Genomic DNA, 13,904 nt, shown 5'->3' on the forward strand with positions numbered 1-13,904 from the left:
CGAGGGGGTGCGGCGGCCACGCTTGGGGACATCGAGACGGCGGCCGCCCGGGCCGTCGGAGGGAGGGAAGCCCACCGTGTTCCGCATTCGTACCCGCATCCGCAGCCGCGCCTCTGCCCGCGCCTGTGCCCGCGCCTGTGCCCGCGCCCGTGCCGGTGCCCGTGCCGGTGCCCGTGCCGCGCGGGGCGTCGCCGCGGCCGGGCTGGCGCTCGTGGCGCTCACGGGCGTCGCCCCGGCCTCCGCCACCGGCGCCGCGTCCGCCACCGCTCCGTCCGCCCGGCAGGAGGGCCGGTCCGGGCGCCCGGCGAGCGTCAGCGGCACGGCCCGGATCTCGTACGCCCTCTCCCCGGACGACGAGATCCGGTTCACCGTCGACGCCCTGGCGGCCCCGTACACCCACCGCTTCCCGGGCACCGGTGCGGCCGGAGGCCTGCCCACCGACGCCCGGGGCACCGTCCGCTACTCCCACCGCAAGGCCGACACCGGGAAGGTCTACAGCGCCGAGGCCCAGGTGGACTGCCTGAGCACCGGCGGCCCGGTCGCCACGCTGACCGCCGTCGTCACCAGGTCGGACGTCGGCAACACCGGCGAGCGAATAGGCCTGAGCATCTACCAGGGCAGCGGCCACGGTGACGCCCGCCTCGGGTTCTCCTGGGGCGTGGCCAACATGGACGTGGGTGCGGACGGCAAGCCCTACCAGCCGGTGGTCGGCACCTGCATGGCCCCGGCCCCGTTCGCCCCGGTCCTGCGCGGCGGCTTCGCCGTCCACCACACCGAACTGGAGGCCCCCAGGACGGTCGGCCGCTAACCGGGCCCGCGCGGCGGCGATCCCGCCCCACTTCCGGCCTCGGTCCCGCCTCACTTCCCGACCACGAGGCGGCCGATCGTGCGGCCGAGGAGGCGGGGTGCCAGGCGCCGGGCCGTCCACATCGCCCGGGTGCCGTGCCCGGGGAAGGCCCACAGGTGTCCGCGGGCCAGGGCGCGGTCCATCGAGTCCAGGACCACCTCCGGGTCCAACCCCCGGACGTTGCCCACCAGTTCGGGGGAGTCAGCGCGCATCCGGTCCAGCATCGGGGTCTCCACCGCGGGCGGGCAGATGCACACCACCCGGATCCCGTCCCCGCGGTGCTCGGCCGCGACGGTCTCGGCGAGGAAGTGGACCGCGGCCTTCGCCGCGCCGTACGCCCCGCCCATCGGCACCGGCACCCAGCCGGCGATGGAGCCGAACAGCACCACCTGCCCGCCCCGCGCGGCCATGGCCGGCACCACCGCCCGGACCACGTGGAGCGTGCCGCCGTACACGACGTGCATCACGCGCAGGGTGTCCGCCGGGTCCTGGTCCAGCAGCCGCCCCGTGGTCGGCGACATCGCCCGCGCAGTGCACCAGTCGGCGGGGCGGGCCCAGCGCGCGGCCGATGTCGCCGACCACGGCGGCGACGGCCGACCGGTCGGTGACGTCGCGGACGAACGGGCGCACCCCGGCGGCCTCCGCGGTCAGGGCGTCGAGCCCGGCCGCGTCCACGTCCACCGCGGCCACCGTCCACCCCGCCCGGGCCAGCCGCAGCGCCGCGGCCCGTCCGATCCCGCCGGCGGCACCGGTGACCAGGGCCACCGCACCCGGTGAAGACGACATCCGCAGGCTCCTCGGACTCCTCGGACTCCTCGGACGGCTCGACTGTCCGCGCACCAGGGCCCGTCCCCGGTGCGTCCCGGCACCGGAGGTCATGCCTTCCCACCCCGCCCGGATCCCACCCCGCCCGGATCCCACCCCGCCCGGATCCCACCCGCCGAGGCCCGCCCGCCGCCGCCGTCAGGTGCGGCCCGGGCGCAGGCGGGGCCGCCGTGCGACGGTGAATACAGGACCGCGGCTCCCGGGCACGCGTGGCGCACCGCGTGACGGGTCCCGGCAGGCCACGGGTCGGCGCGGCCGCCGGAGGATGCACCATGCACGCGAGGGACAGGACACCGGGAGAGTCGGAGGGCGAGCACAGGGGTGAGCACGGCGACGCCCGCCCCGACCCCCGCCCCGACGCGCTCCCCGACACCCACGGGGAGGCACGCGGGGAAGATCCCCAGCCCCCGCCGCCGGGGGTGCCCGAGCGGATGACCTCCCGGCAGGCCCGTCAGGCCCGGCGGGCGGCCGAGTGGGGCAAGGCGAAGTACCTCGGCTCCTGGGCCGAGAACCTGTGGGGGCGGCTGGACGCGGTGGACTTCCTCAGCCAGGCCATGGTGCTGGCCGCCACGCTGCTGCTGTGCGCCGTCCCGTTCATGCTGGTGGTGTCAGCCCTGGCCGGGCGCTCGGCGGTGGCCGGGCTGACGTCGCGGCTGGGCCTGAGCCCGGAGGCCTCCGCCGACGTCGGCCACCTGTTCGCCTCCTCGTCGACCACGTCCTCGGCGGTCACAGGCCTGTCGTGGGTCTTCTTCATCGGGGGCGGCCTCGCCGCCGCCGTCTCGATCCAGCAGCTGTACCAGCGGGTCTTCCAGCTGCCCAAGCACGCCTGGGACAGGCTGCGCGCGCTGGTCTGGCTGGCCGTGGTGGTGGGCTGGCTCGCTCTGGCCGCCCTGGTGGGCCACACGTTCCACGCGAGTCAGCCGGTGCTGTGGTGGATCATCAGCGTCGCCGTCTGCGTCCTGTTCTGGTGGTTCACGATGTGGTTCCTGCTGGGCGGGCGTGTCGCCTGGCGCCGGCTGCTGCCGTGCGCGGTCGCCACCGGCGGGTTCTGGATCGGCATGCTGCTCGTCTTCCACTTCACCTTCTCGGGCATGGTCATCGGCAACGAGCAGGAGTACGGGCCGATCGGGGTGGTGTTCACCCTGATGTCGTTCTTCATCGCGATCGGCGTGGTGATCATCCTGGGCGCGTCCACGGGCATGATGTGGCACGACCGGGGCATGTCCTTCCGGGCGGCGGTCCGCCGAACACGCCGGACGCCGTAGCCCCCGCCCGGCTCCGCCCCCCGCCCGGGCCCGCCCCCCGCCCGGGCCCGCCCCCGGTCCCCGCCCGCTACCCGGCCCGCCCGCCGCCCGCCCCGGCGGTGACCAGGCCGGACTCGTAGGCCGCGATGACCGCCTGGGCGCGGTCCCGGACGTCGAGCTTGCCGAAGATACTGGTGATGTAGTTCTTCACCGTCGACAGGCTGATGTCCAGGGCACGGGAGATCTCGGCGTTGTCGAGGCCGGTGGCCATCAGGCGCCACACCTCGACCTCCCGGGGCGTGAGCCCGCCGGTGTCGGCGACGGGCGGCGGGGCGCCGAGGGGGGCCCGGACGTAGGTGGAGATCAGCCGGGTGAGCAGGCGCGGGGCGACCACCGCCTCGCCGGTGTGGACGGTGCGGATCGCCGCGCCCAGCTCCTCCGGCGAGACGTCCTTGGGCAGGAACCCGTGGGCGCCGGCGCGCAGCGCCGCCACCACGTACTCGTCCATGTCGAAGGTGCTGAGGGCGAGGACCCGGCAGGAGGGCAGGGCGCGGGCCAGTTCGCGGGTCGCGTCGACCCCGTCCAGGACGGGCATCCGGATGTCCATCACCACGACGTCGGGGCGCAGCAGGCGGGCGGCGGCGACGGCCTGCTCCCCGTTCTCGGCCTCGCCCACCACCTCGAAGGACGGGTCGGGGGAGAGGATCAGCGACAGGCCGCGCCGCACCAGCGGCTGGTCGTCCGCGATGAGGACCCTGATGCCCGGTGCCGCCGCGCTCACCGGGCCGCCGCCGTGCCGTGCTGGACGGCCGCGTCGGCCGTCTCCTCCGGGGCCAGCGGCAGCTCGGCCACCACGGCGAAGCCGCCCTCCGACCGCGGGCCGGCCTCCAGGGTGCCGCCGTGCAGGGCGACGCGCTCGCGCATGCCGATCAGGCCGTACCCGCCCCGGCTCCCGCCCGTCGCCGTGTCCCGGCCGGGTGCCGCGGTGTCTCCGTCGAGGCCGTTCGTTCCGCCGCCCCTCCCGCCGTCGTCGCGCACCTCGACGGTGACCCGGTCCGCGCCGTACGTCAGGAGCACGCTCGCGCGGGCGGGCCCCGCGTACTTGCGGGCGTTGGTGAGGCCCTCCTGGACGATCCGGAACACCGTCAGGCCGACGGTCGGCGGCAGCGGGCGCCGGGGCCCGTGGACGTCGATGTCGGTCGGCAGCCCGGCCAGGCGGGACTCGGCGACCAGCCGGTCCAGGTCCTCCGCCCCGGGCTGGGGCGAGGGCAGGCCGGCGTCCGGCTCGTCGCCGGCCCGCAGCACGTCCAGGAGCTGGCGCATCTCGCGCAGGGCCAGCCGCCCCGAGGACTCCAGGGTGACCAGGGCCTCCCGGACCACCTCCGGGTTGGCGAGGTTGGCCCGGGCGCCGCCGGCCATCAGCTGCATGGTGGTGATGTGGTGCGCCACGATGTCGTGCAACTCCCGCGCGATGCGGCGGCGTTCGTCGGCCACCGCACGGTCGGCCAGCAGCTCGCGGTTGGCCTCCACCTCCCGCTGCCAGCGCGCGATCGCGACGCCGGCGCCGGCCGCCAGCAGGGCGGCGGCCGGCGCGCTGACGGCGGCCTGCCAGGTCGGCATGCGCAGGTTGCTCTGGCCCAGCACGGTCAGCACCGACGCCACCGCCACGGCCACCGCCGTCCGCGCGACGGGGACGGCCCTGGCCACCGTGTACAGGGCGACCGCCAGGACGGCGCCGAAGTGGGGGCTCGGCGGTGGTGCGGACAGGTCGGCCGCGGTTCCCAGCACCAGGACACCGGCCAGCGCCGCGACCGGACGCCTGCGTCGGGCGAGCAGCGGCAGGGCCGTCAGGGCGACCAGGAGGAAGCCCGGCAGGCTCACCTCCCGGTCGACGCTCTCCCCGTTGAACACCAGGTAGCCGAGCAGGTCGATCGTGCAGGCGGCGGCCGCCACCAGCGCGTCGGTGTTGCTCCACGGAGCGCCGTCGGCGTCCGACGAGGGGTCCGCCGCGCCGGGCCCCCGGCCGGGGTCCACCCCGTGCCCCGCGTCCGCCGCGGGGCGCTGAAGCCCGCCCATGTCCGTTCCCCTCCGTGTCGTTCCCTGCCGTACCCGCGCCGCCGCCGGCGACCGACCGTCCGCCGACCCGGACGACCGCCCGCCACCGGACGACCGCCCCGGACCGGCGCTGATCAGCTGCGATGACGCCATTCTGGCATCGGTCCACCCTGCTCCCGCATGGTCCCCACGGTCGATCGCCGGCCCCGGACCAGGACCACGGTCCCGGGTCCGGCCCCGGTCGGGGACCCGGGGCCCCGGTGCGGATCGTCCCGCGCGAGGACGTCCGGGGCACGCTCCGGGTGATGGTCTGGAACCCGTCCGGGAACCCCCGGAGCCGCCCCGGGACCCCCGGGAGCCGAGACCGACCTGCGGACGCTCGCGTCCACCGCCGGAGGATTTTCGTGATCCGCGCACTGACCGGATACGCCACCAGGAACCCGTGGAAGGTGATCACCCTCTGGGTGGTGCTGGGGATATCCCTGACCCTGTTGAGCCCGATGCTGCTCTCCCGCGTCACCCAGTCCCAGACCGGGGACTTCCTGCCCCGCAGCTACGACTCGGCCGCCGCGCTGCGGATCGCCGAGGAGAACTTCGGGGCGAGGCCCGACGCCACCACGGTCACGGTGCTGGTGGCCAGGACGGACGGCAAGCCCCTCGCCGCCGCCGACCAGCAGCGGATCGAGGCCGAGGCGGCGAAGCTCGCCCAGCGCCGGGTCGTCATGCCCCGGAAGAAGGACGACCCGGCCTTCCTCGTCCCCGACCGCTCGCAGACCCCCCGGATCGCCCCCGCGATGGTGGCCCCCGACCGCGGCTTCGAACTCCTCTCCGTCGAACTGACCGGGAACGCCGCCGACGAGGGCGTCCAGGGCGTCTACCGGACCTTCCGGGACACCGCCCGGGCGCAGTTCGCCGAGGCCGGGATGCGCACCGGGTTCACCGGGGGACTGGCCGACTCCGTCGACACCGCCGACGCCAACCGCACCGCCGCGACGGTCGGCAGCGCACTCGTCGTCGGGCTGATCGTCCTGCTCAACGTGCTGGTGTTCCGCAGCGTCCTCGCGGCCCTGCTGCCGCTGCTCGCGGTCGCCTTCATCGGCGGAGTGGCCGGGGGTGCCGTGGCCGGCGCCGCGATGCTGACCGGCCTCAAGCTCGACGCCGGCACCCCCGGACTGGTCGGCGTGGTGCTGCTCGGCATCGGCGTCGACTACCTGCTGTTCCTGCTCTTCCGCTTCCGCGAGCAGCTGCGCGCCCGGCCCGAACAGCCCGCCCGCGAGGCGGCCGCCCAGGTCTGCGCCCGGGTGGGCACCGCGATCACCTCGGCCGCGCTGACCATCGTCGCCGCCTTCGCCACCCTCGGCGTGGCGAGCTTCGGCCAGTTCCGCTCGCTCGGCCCGGCCATCGCCGTCGCCGTCCTGGTCATGCTGCTGGGCAGCCTCACCCTGATGCCCGCCCTGCTCGCCGCCTGCGGCCGCGGGATGTTCTGGCCCTCCCGCAGCCTGCGCCGGCAGCCGCGCGAGGGATTGGCCGCCCGCTTCGGCGCGTTGGTGGCCCGGCGCCCGCTGCCGATGCTGCTCGCCGCCGTCGCCCTGCTCGGCGCCCTGACCGCCGGGACGGCCGGGATCCGGATGGACTACGGCGTGGGCGGCGCAGGGGAGAAGACCCCGGCCGCCGTCACCGCCGCCGAGATCTCCCGCACCCTGCCGGCCGGCGTCTCCGACCCGACGAGCGTCTACGTCCTCGCCACCGACGGCACCGCCCTCACCACCGGACGGCTCGACGACCTCGCCCGGGCGGTGGCCCGGGTCGACGGCGTCGGCACGGTGGGCGCCACCGTCCTCAACGCGGACCACCGCGCCGCCCGGATCGACCTCTACCTGAAGGCCGATCCGCAGAGCCAGCGCGCCCGCGACCTGGCCTCCGGCCCGGTGCGCGCCGCCGTCGCCGCCCACACGCCCGCCGGGACCACCGCCCACGTCGGCGGCACGGCGGCGATCTTCGCCGACGTCGCCACCGCCGTCGACCACGACCTGGCGGTCGTCTTCCCGGTCGCGGCCGCCCTGATCGCCCTGATCCTGCTGCTGCTCCTGCGCAGCCTGCTCGCCCCGCTGGTCCTGATGCTCTCCGTCGGGCTCGGCTTCGCCGCCACCCTCGGCGCCGCCACCCTGCTGTTCCAGCACGGACTGGGCGAACCGGGTGTCAGCTTCACCCTCCCGCTGGTGCTGTTCCTGTTCGTCGTGGCCCTGGGCACCGACTACAACATCCTCATCGCCGACCGGATCCGCGAGGAGATGCGCACCCCCGGCCCGGCCCGCGCGGCCGTCGCCCGCGCCGTGCGGCACACCGCGCCCGCCGTCGCCACCGCCGGTCTGGTCCTGGCCGGCTCCTTCGCCAGCCTGGCCACCACCCCGGGCAGCGAACAGGTCGCCTTCGCGATGACGCTCGGCATCCTGCTCTCCGCCGTCGTCCTGTCCCTGGTCCTGGTGCCCGCCGTCGCCGCCCTGCTCGGCCGCGCCCTGTGGTGGCCCGTCCGCACCGCCCGCCACGACCGCACGGCCGCCGGGGCCCCGGAGCCGGCCCGGATCCCGGTGCCCTGACAGCGGGTGCCCCCGAACCGGCGGGGCACGGCACCGACGAGGGGGCGGGCCCTGCCCGCCCCCTCGCCCCCATTCACCCCCCCGCCCCGGACGGCCCGGCCGCCCGTCAGTCCAGCCAGCGCCCGTCGCGTATCAGCTCACGGCCGGCCAGCTCGTCCGCCTCGCGCCAGGCCTGGACCACGCGCGGGGTGACCAGGAACCAGCGGTACGCCGTAGCGAGCCCGCGCGGGTCGAAACCGGTGCGCGCCGCGAACCGGTCGCCCCGCTCCCGGGGCAGGGCGTCCATCGCCAGCACCTCCACCGTGCCCTCGACCACCGTCACGTCACGGGTGTGCCCCAGGGTCAGCCGGGCGGTGCCGCCCGCGGCCAGGTTGCGGCCGGTCGGGCCGTCCGCCACCGTCGCCAGCAGCAGCGCCCCGCCGTCCCAGTCGAAGGACAGCGGCACCAGGTACGGGGCGCCGTCGGGCGAGGCGCTGGCGAGCCAGAGGTCGACGTCCTCGGCGAGCCGGCGTTCGGTGTCACGGCGGCGCTCGGCGCGGGAGCGCGGACCGCGCGCCGGTTCCTGCAGCAGGCCGATCGGGTTGCCGTCCGGGTCGACGAGGGTGGCCACCAGCCGTCCGCCGCCCACGTCGTGCACGGGCTCCTTCACGGTGGCGCCCGCGGCGGTCACCGCGGCCACGGCGGCCCCGATGTCCGGCACGTGCCAGTGGGCCAGCGGCGCGGTCAGACCCTGCGGCCCGCCGGCCGGCAGCAGCCCGATGTGCTGGCCGCCGGCCTCGAAGCCGACGTAGTACGGCTCGTCGGTGCGCGGCGGGGTTCCGAGCAGGGCCGCGTACACGGCCCTGGCCGCCGCCAGGTCGGACACCGGGTGCAGGACGGTCCTGATCCCGAGGGTGGCGGAGCCGGTCACGGGTCACTCCTCTCGTCGCGGTCGACCGGGCCCTGGTGGCCGGTCGCCGTGGTCACAGCCTCGCCCGGCCGGGGTGCGCGCCGCCTCCGTGCCGACCACGGAACCCGGTACGGAACTCCGTTGGCCGGCACCGATAATGAGCCGGTGTCGACTCCACTGATCTCGCCCCGGGAAGCCGACGTGCTCGCGCTGCTCGGCGACCACCTCAGCAACGCGGAGATCGCCGCGCAGCTGTTCATCTCGGTCCGTACGGTCGAGTCCCATGTCTCCTCGCTGCTGCGCAAGTTGGAGCTGCCGGACCGCCGGGCGCTGGCCCGGAGCACGACCGCGCCCGCCGTCGCCCACCAGCCGAGCCCGGCCCCCGCCCAACCGGCCCCCGCCCAACCGGCCCCCGCCCAACCGGCCCCCGCCCAACCGGCCCCCGTCCTCCCGGCGCCGCTGACCGCGTTCGTCGGCCGGGCGCGCGAGCGCGCGGAGCTGGCCGAGGCGCTGCGGGCCCACCGGCAGGTGACCGCGGTCGGCCCGGGCGGGGTCGGCAAGACGCGGCTCGCGCTGGCCGTGGCGGGCGAACTGGCCGCCGGCTTCGCCGACGGCGTGCGGTTCGTCGACCTCGTCCCCGTCACCGACCCGCAGCGGGTGGGTGCGGCGGTGGCGGCGGCCGTGGGCGCGGGCGAGCAGCCCGGCCGGGGCGTCGACGACGCGGTGGTGGCCGCGCTGGCGGACCGCGAGGCGCTGCTGGTGCTGGACAACTGCGAGCACGTGCGCGACGGCGTGGCCCCGTTCATGGAACGGCTGCTCACCGCCTGCCCGCGGGTGCGGGTGCTCGCGACCAGCCGGGCCCGGCTGATGGTGCCCTTCGAACGGGTCCTCGCGGTCCCGCCGCTGTCGCGGGTCGGCGGCGGCGACTCGGACGCGGTCGCCCTGTTCACGGCGCGGGCGGTTGCCGTCGGCCGGGCCCCGGACCGGGAGCGGCTCGGCGAGGTCGCGGCGCTGTGCGAACGGCTCGACGGCATGGCGCTGGCGATCGAGCTGGCGGCGGCGCGCTGGCCCACGCTCGGCCTCGACGGCCTCACGGCCGGCCTCGACGACCAGCTGCGGATCCTGGCCGGCGGCCCCCGCGCCGACGGCCGGCACCGGTCGGTGCGCGCGGTGCTCGACTGGAGCCACGACCTGCTCGAACCCCGGGACCGGGCGCTGCTGCGGCGGGTGTCGGCCTTCGTCGTGCCGTTCACCGCGCACGCGGCGGCCGAGGTGGCCGGGTTCGCGCCGTTGGATCCGGCCGAGGTCGCCGACGGGCTGGGCCGGCTCGCCGAGCAGAGTCTGCTGGCCGTGACGCACGACGCGGCGGGCACCCGTTACCAGGCGCTGGAGACCATCCGGCAGTACGGGGCGGAACGCCTCGACGGGGCCGGGGAGTCGGCCGAGGTCCGCTCCCGCCACCTGGCGTGGTGCCTGGCCGGCGCGACCGCCCTGACGGGACGCCACCACCCGGACCACCCGGACCACCCGGACCAGCCGGACCATCGGGACCACCCCGGTCACCTCGCTCACCCCGGCCATCCCGATCGCCCGGCCGGCCCGGCCCGGCGCGCCCGGTTCGACACCCTGGCCGAAGACCTCCGGGCCGCCCTCGCCTGGGCCGCCGACCGGCCGGAGCAGCGGGTACCGGCCCGCCGGCTCGCCCTCGCCCTGGCCGCACTCGCCTTCGACGCCAACCTGCTCGGCGAATCACAGCAGCGCTTCGAACAGGCCGCCGCACTCGCCGGCCCGACCGAGGACACCTCCGACGTCACCACCGGCACCATCACCGCCACCGGAGATGCCACCTGCGACGCCCCCGCCCCCGCCGCCGCGCTGCGCGAGGCCGCGGGGGTGGCCGGCTGCCGCAGACGCGGCGAGGACATGTTCCGCCTGCACCGCGCCGCCGCCGAGGCCGCCCTGCAGGCCGGCGACACCACCGGCGCCGCCCGCGACCTGGCCGCCGCCGCCACCGTGGCGTACCGCTTCTCCAGCACCTTCGCCCGGATCCCCGGGACGCCGGAGGTGAACTCCCTGCTCGCAAAGGCGAGGGAGCTGGCCGGCCCGGCGGACCCGGCCGCGCGGGCGGCCGTCGCCCTCGCCGAGGCCGCGGTCGTCGCGGACGCCTACGGCGCCGTCCAGGGCGACGCCGACAACACTCCGCACGAGACGGTCGGGTACGCCGAACGCGCCGTCGAACTCGCCCGCCTCACCGGGGACCCGGTCGCCGAGTCCGCCGCCCTCGACGCGCTCTCCGGCGCCCGCAGCTGGGCCGGCGAACCGTTCGGCGCCGCAGCCGCCGCGAGCCGCCGGATCGACGTCCTGGCAGGCGCGCCCTGCACCCCGGCCGGGACGCACGAGCTGGTGGACGCCCTCGCCATGGCCGCCGGAAACGCCCTCGGCGTGGGGCAGTTGGCGCAGGCCCGCCGGTGGAGCGGACAGCTCGCCGAGCACCCGCTGCTGGCGGAGGCGGGCCACCACGCCACGTCCTGGCTCCTGGTCACCGAGGCGTTCGCCGGCCGCGCCGACGCGGTGCTCCCGGGCGGCGCCACGTTCCTCGACGCGTGGGAACGGGGCGGCCGGCCACGGTCGTTCGTGCTCGGCCCGGCCGCCGCGGCGGTCGCGATGGTCCACGGGCTGCGCGGCGACCACGACGCCCGGGCGGCCTGGCTCGCCGTCGCGGACCGGGCCGGCCCCGTCCTGGACCACCGCCACGGCCACGGCGCGGTGTTCGACGCCGTCGTCCTGCTCCACCACGGCGACGCGCAGGCGGCCCTGGACCGCCTGGCACCGGAACCGGAGCAGGTGTGGAAGTGGGTCTGCTGGGTCTGGCTGCACTGGTACGTGGCCCTGCGGGCGGAGGCCTCGGTGCTCGCCGGCCACCCGGACGCCCGCGAGCGGATCGCCGCGGCCCGCGCCGTGGTCGACGGCAACCCGGTCGCCTCCGCCCAACTCGACCGGGCACAAGCCCTGCTGGACGGCGACCCGGCTCGACTGCCCGCCGTCGCGGCGGCCTTCGACGCGGCCGGCTGCCCCTACCAGGCGGCGCGCACCCTGCTGCTCGCCGGCGACGAGCACCGCCCCGCCGGCCGGTCGGCACTCGCCGTCCTCGGCCTCGCCCCGCCGCCCGCCGGATAGCCGCCCGCCCGCCGGATGGCCGCCCGCCGACGCGTCAGCCGACGGCGCGCTTCACCAGGGCGGCGATCCGCTCCTCGACCTCCGCCGTCACCTCGGTCAGCGCGTAGTAGGCCGGCCACATCGGCCCCTCGTCCAGCTGCGCCTGGTCGCTGAAACCCAGCATGGCGTAGCGGGACTTGAACTTCTCGGCGCTCTGGAAGAAACAGACCACCTTGCCGTCCAGCGCGTACGCGGGCATCCCGTACCAGAGCTTGGGCGCGAGGCCGGGGGCGACGGCGGCGACAATGGCGTGCAGCCGCTCGGCCATGATCCGGTCGCTCGCCTGCATCTCGGCGATCTTGGCGAGGACGTCACGCTCCGCCTCGGCGGCCTTCTCCTCCTTGGACGCCTTGCGCGCGGCCTTCTTCAACTCCTGCGCGTGGTCCTTCATCGCCGCCCGCTCCTCGGCGGAGAAGCCCTCGTGCCTGTCGGTCGCACTGCTGGTCATGGTCAGCCCCTGTCGTCTTGTCAGCTCCGGTCGGACCCGATCGCCGTGATCACATCGTGCCGGGCCCGCTGTACGGACCGCCTCCGTGCTGACCACGGAAAGCACCACGGACGGCGGCCCGCGGACGGCCGACCCACGGACGGCGAAACCCCGGCCCGCCCCCGGTGCGGACCAGGCCTGACGACGGATAACCTCGCCCGATGACCACCACGTTGAACGACTCCGTCCGCGCCCTGCTCGACGCGCCGATCCCCGCCGTCCTCGCCACCCTCAACCCGGACGGCGGCCCGCAGACCTCGGTGGTCTGGATCGGCCGCGACGGGGACGACCTGCTCGTCTCCACCGCCGCCGGGCGCCGCAAGGAACGCAACCTGCGCCGCGACCCCCGGGCCGGCCTCACCGTCTACGACCCCGCCGACCCGCTGCGCTACGTCGAGATACGCGGCCTGGCCACCGTCACCGAGGACACCGGCCGCGCCGTCGCCGTCGCCCTCGCCGAACAGTACGAGGGTCCCGGTGCCGGCCAGGAGTACCTCGACCTCCCGGCGGAGGTCCTGCGCGTCGTCGTCCGCATCACCCCCACCAAGGTGCTCGGCACCGCGACCGCCTGACCGGTCGCCGCCTGACCGGCCGCCACCACATGACCGCCACCGCGGGCGGTCAGGCGACGAGGTCGGTACGGGCGGCGCGGTAGCGGCCGGGGGTGGTGCCGAACTGGCGGACGAAGGCGTGCGAGAGCGCGTAGGGGCTGGCGTAGCCGACCTTGCGGGCGACGGCTTCCAGCGGGTCGGCGGTGTTGCGCAGCAGGCCCGCGGCGCGGGTCATCCGCCACCAGGTGAGGTAGGCCATCGGGGGGCGGCCGGTGAGGGTGGTGAAGCGGCGGGTGAGGGTGGCGCGCGAGACGCCGGCGTGGGTGGCCAGGGTCTCGGTCGTCCAGGGGTGGGCCGGGTCCTCGTGGACGGCGGCGAGCGCGGTCGCCACCACCGGGTCGGTCAGTGCGGCGCCCCAGCCGTCGGCGCCGCGCCGGGTGGTCCAGGCCCGCACCAGGTAGACCAGCAGCAGGTCGATCAGGCCCGGTACGGCGAGTTCGCCGCCGGGTCGGGCGGCGGTCAGTTCGGTGCTCAACAGGTCGACGGCGGCGCGTAGTTCAGGGTGCTTGCCGGTGCGGGTGGGCAGGTGGACGACCTCGGGCAGCTCGCGCATCAGCGGGTGCCCGAGCCCGTGGTCGAGGCGGTACTTGCCGCACAGCAGGTCGGCCGCACCGGGAGCACCCGCACCGGGAGCACCCGCACCGGTCGCACCGGCACCGGAAGCATCAGCACCGCCAGCGTCCGCCCCGGCGGTGGCCGGGCCGCCGCCGGTGCGCCGTCGGGGGCCGAGCAGGGAGTCCAGCTCCGGCAGGCGCGCCGCCCGGGCGGCGGTCAACTCCCCGTCGGACAGGGCGTGTCCGCTGCCGTGCGGCAGCAGCACCGCGTCACCGGGGCCCAGCCGCAGCGGCTCGCCGCCGTCGGCCAGCAGCCAGCAGCTGCCGGACAGCACCACGTGGAAGCCCGCGCCCGCGTAGGGGGGGATGCGCGCGCCCCAACGCCCCGCCACGCGCAGCCGGTTGGAGGCGGGCCGGCCCGCCCGTACGGCGGCGATCGCGTCGCTGACCACGTCCATCCGGCCATCGTAACCGCCCCCGAACGCCTCCGCCGGGACGCCGATGATGAGCCGTTCGCGTATCGGAGCGAGCCACTGGCGCATTGAGCGGCTCACCCGGCCTCCCTAGGCTCATCACCGA

The 13,904-nt window shown here is 76.5% G+C and carries 10 protein-coding genes and 2 pseudogenes; 5 read left to right on the forward strand and 7 right to left on the reverse strand.

All coding sequences use genetic code 11. The annotated features are described in order from the left end of the window. Positions 1 to 76: 76 nt before the first annotated feature. Complete coding sequence (locus tag ACZ7KX_RS34070) at positions 77 to 808, forward strand: hypothetical protein (protein WP_470329857.1); 732 nt, start codon at positions 77 to 79, stop codon at positions 806 to 808. A gap of 50 nt (positions 809 to 858) precedes the next feature. Here ACZ7KX_RS34070 and ACZ7KX_RS34075 read toward each other — a convergent pair. Then, positions 859 to 1,633: pseudogene (locus ACZ7KX_RS34075) on the reverse strand (SDR family NAD(P)-dependent oxidoreductase). A gap of 470 nt (positions 1,634 to 2,103) precedes the next feature. Here ACZ7KX_RS34075 and ACZ7KX_RS34080 point away from each other — a divergent pair. Continuing rightward, complete coding sequence (locus ACZ7KX_RS34080; protein ID WP_470329858.1) at positions 2,104 to 2,937, forward strand: hypothetical protein; 834 nt, start codon at positions 2,104 to 2,106, stop codon at positions 2,935 to 2,937. Positions 2,938 to 3,004: 67 nt separating this feature from the next. Here ACZ7KX_RS34080 and ACZ7KX_RS34085 read toward each other — a convergent pair whose 3' ends face one another. Beyond that, complete coding sequence (locus ACZ7KX_RS34085) at positions 3,005 to 3,697, reverse strand: response regulator transcription factor (RefSeq protein WP_470329859.1); 693 nt, start codon at positions 3,695 to 3,697, stop codon at positions 3,005 to 3,007. Beyond that, positions 3,694 to 4,992 carry a sensor histidine kinase gene (locus tag ACZ7KX_RS34090; RefSeq protein WP_470329860.1) on the reverse strand — a complete coding sequence of 433 codons (1,299 nt, stop codon included), beginning with the start codon at positions 4,990 to 4,992 and terminating at the stop codon, positions 3,694 to 3,696. Before ACZ7KX_RS34090 ends, ACZ7KX_RS34085 begins: the two co-directional genes overlap by 4 nt. Before the next feature lie 383 nt (positions 4,993 to 5,375). Between ACZ7KX_RS34090 and ACZ7KX_RS34095 the strand changes: the two genes are divergently transcribed. Continuing rightward, positions 5,376 to 7,568, forward strand: coding sequence for an MMPL family transporter (locus ACZ7KX_RS34095; RefSeq protein ID WP_470329861.1), 2,193 nt, complete (start codon positions 5,376 to 5,378; stop codon positions 7,566 to 7,568). Between the two features lie 106 nt (positions 7,569 to 7,674). Here the strand turns inward: ACZ7KX_RS34095 and ACZ7KX_RS34100 are convergent, their stop codons facing one another. Both ACZ7KX_RS34100 and ACZ7KX_RS34105 read right to left on the reverse strand, forming a co-directional pair. After that, positions 7,675 to 8,139 carry a pyridoxamine 5'-phosphate oxidase family protein gene (locus ACZ7KX_RS34100; protein ID WP_470329883.1) on the reverse strand — a complete coding sequence of 155 codons (465 nt, stop codon included), beginning with the start codon at positions 8,137 to 8,139 and terminating at the stop codon, positions 7,675 to 7,677. A 12-nt stretch (positions 8,140 to 8,151) separates the two neighbouring features. Continuing rightward, a pseudogene (locus ACZ7KX_RS34105) lies at positions 8,152 to 8,478 on the reverse strand (VOC family protein); the annotation flags it as partial. Positions 8,479 to 8,622: 144 nt separating this feature from the next. Here ACZ7KX_RS34105 and ACZ7KX_RS34110 point away from each other — a divergent pair. Next, the gene (locus ACZ7KX_RS34110) at positions 8,623 to 11,634 is read left to right on the forward strand and encodes an ATP-binding protein (RefSeq protein WP_470329862.1); all 3,012 of its coding nucleotides are present in this window, start codon (positions 8,623 to 8,625) and stop codon (positions 11,632 to 11,634) included. 34 nt (positions 11,635 to 11,668) lie between these two features. On the opposite strand, the gene ACZ7KX_RS34115 is transcribed toward ACZ7KX_RS34110, so the two are convergent. Continuing rightward, positions 11,669 to 12,121 carry an iron chaperone gene (locus ACZ7KX_RS34115; RefSeq protein ID WP_402803733.1) on the reverse strand — a complete coding sequence of 151 codons (453 nt, stop codon included), beginning with the start codon at positions 12,119 to 12,121 and terminating at the stop codon, positions 11,669 to 11,671. 200 nt (positions 12,122 to 12,321) lie between these two features. Between ACZ7KX_RS34115 and ACZ7KX_RS34120 the strand changes: the two genes are divergently transcribed. After that, on the forward strand, positions 12,322 to 12,732 hold the full coding sequence (locus tag ACZ7KX_RS34120) for a PPOX class F420-dependent oxidoreductase (protein WP_470329863.1): 411 nt from the start codon (positions 12,322 to 12,324) through the stop codon (positions 12,730 to 12,732). 49 nt (positions 12,733 to 12,781) lie between these two features. Here the strand turns inward: ACZ7KX_RS34120 and ACZ7KX_RS34125 are convergent, their stop codons facing one another. Next, positions 12,782 to 13,783: an AraC family transcriptional regulator gene (locus tag ACZ7KX_RS34125; RefSeq protein ID WP_470329864.1), complete on the reverse strand. Its 1,002-nt coding sequence runs from the start codon at positions 13,781 to 13,783 to the stop codon at positions 12,782 to 12,784. Between the last annotated feature and the right edge of the window lie 121 nt (positions 13,784 to 13,904).

It is taken from the genome of Kitasatospora sp. NPDC038210 (genome assembly GCF_055600605.1).

Bases quoted from the DNA above. Each gene is read 5' to 3' on its own strand.
- ACZ7KX_RS34080 (WP_470329858.1), top strand. From the start codon at position 2,104: ATGACCTCCCGGCAGGCCCGTCAGGCCCGGCGGGCGGCCGAGTGGGGC.
- ACZ7KX_RS34090 (WP_470329860.1), bottom strand. From the start codon at position 4,992: ATGGGCGGGCTTCAGCGCCCCGCGGCGGACGCGGGGCACGGGGTGGAC.
- ACZ7KX_RS34115 (WP_402803733.1), bottom strand. From the start codon at position 12,121: ATGACCAGCAGTGCGACCGACAGGCACGAGGGCTTCTCCGCCGAGGAG.
- ACZ7KX_RS34120 (WP_470329863.1), top strand. From the start codon at position 12,322: ATGACCACCACGTTGAACGACTCCGTCCGCGCCCTGCTCGACGCGCCG.
- ACZ7KX_RS34125 (WP_470329864.1), bottom strand. From the start codon at position 13,783: ATGGACGTGGTCAGCGACGCGATCGCCGCCGTACGGGCGGGCCGGCCC.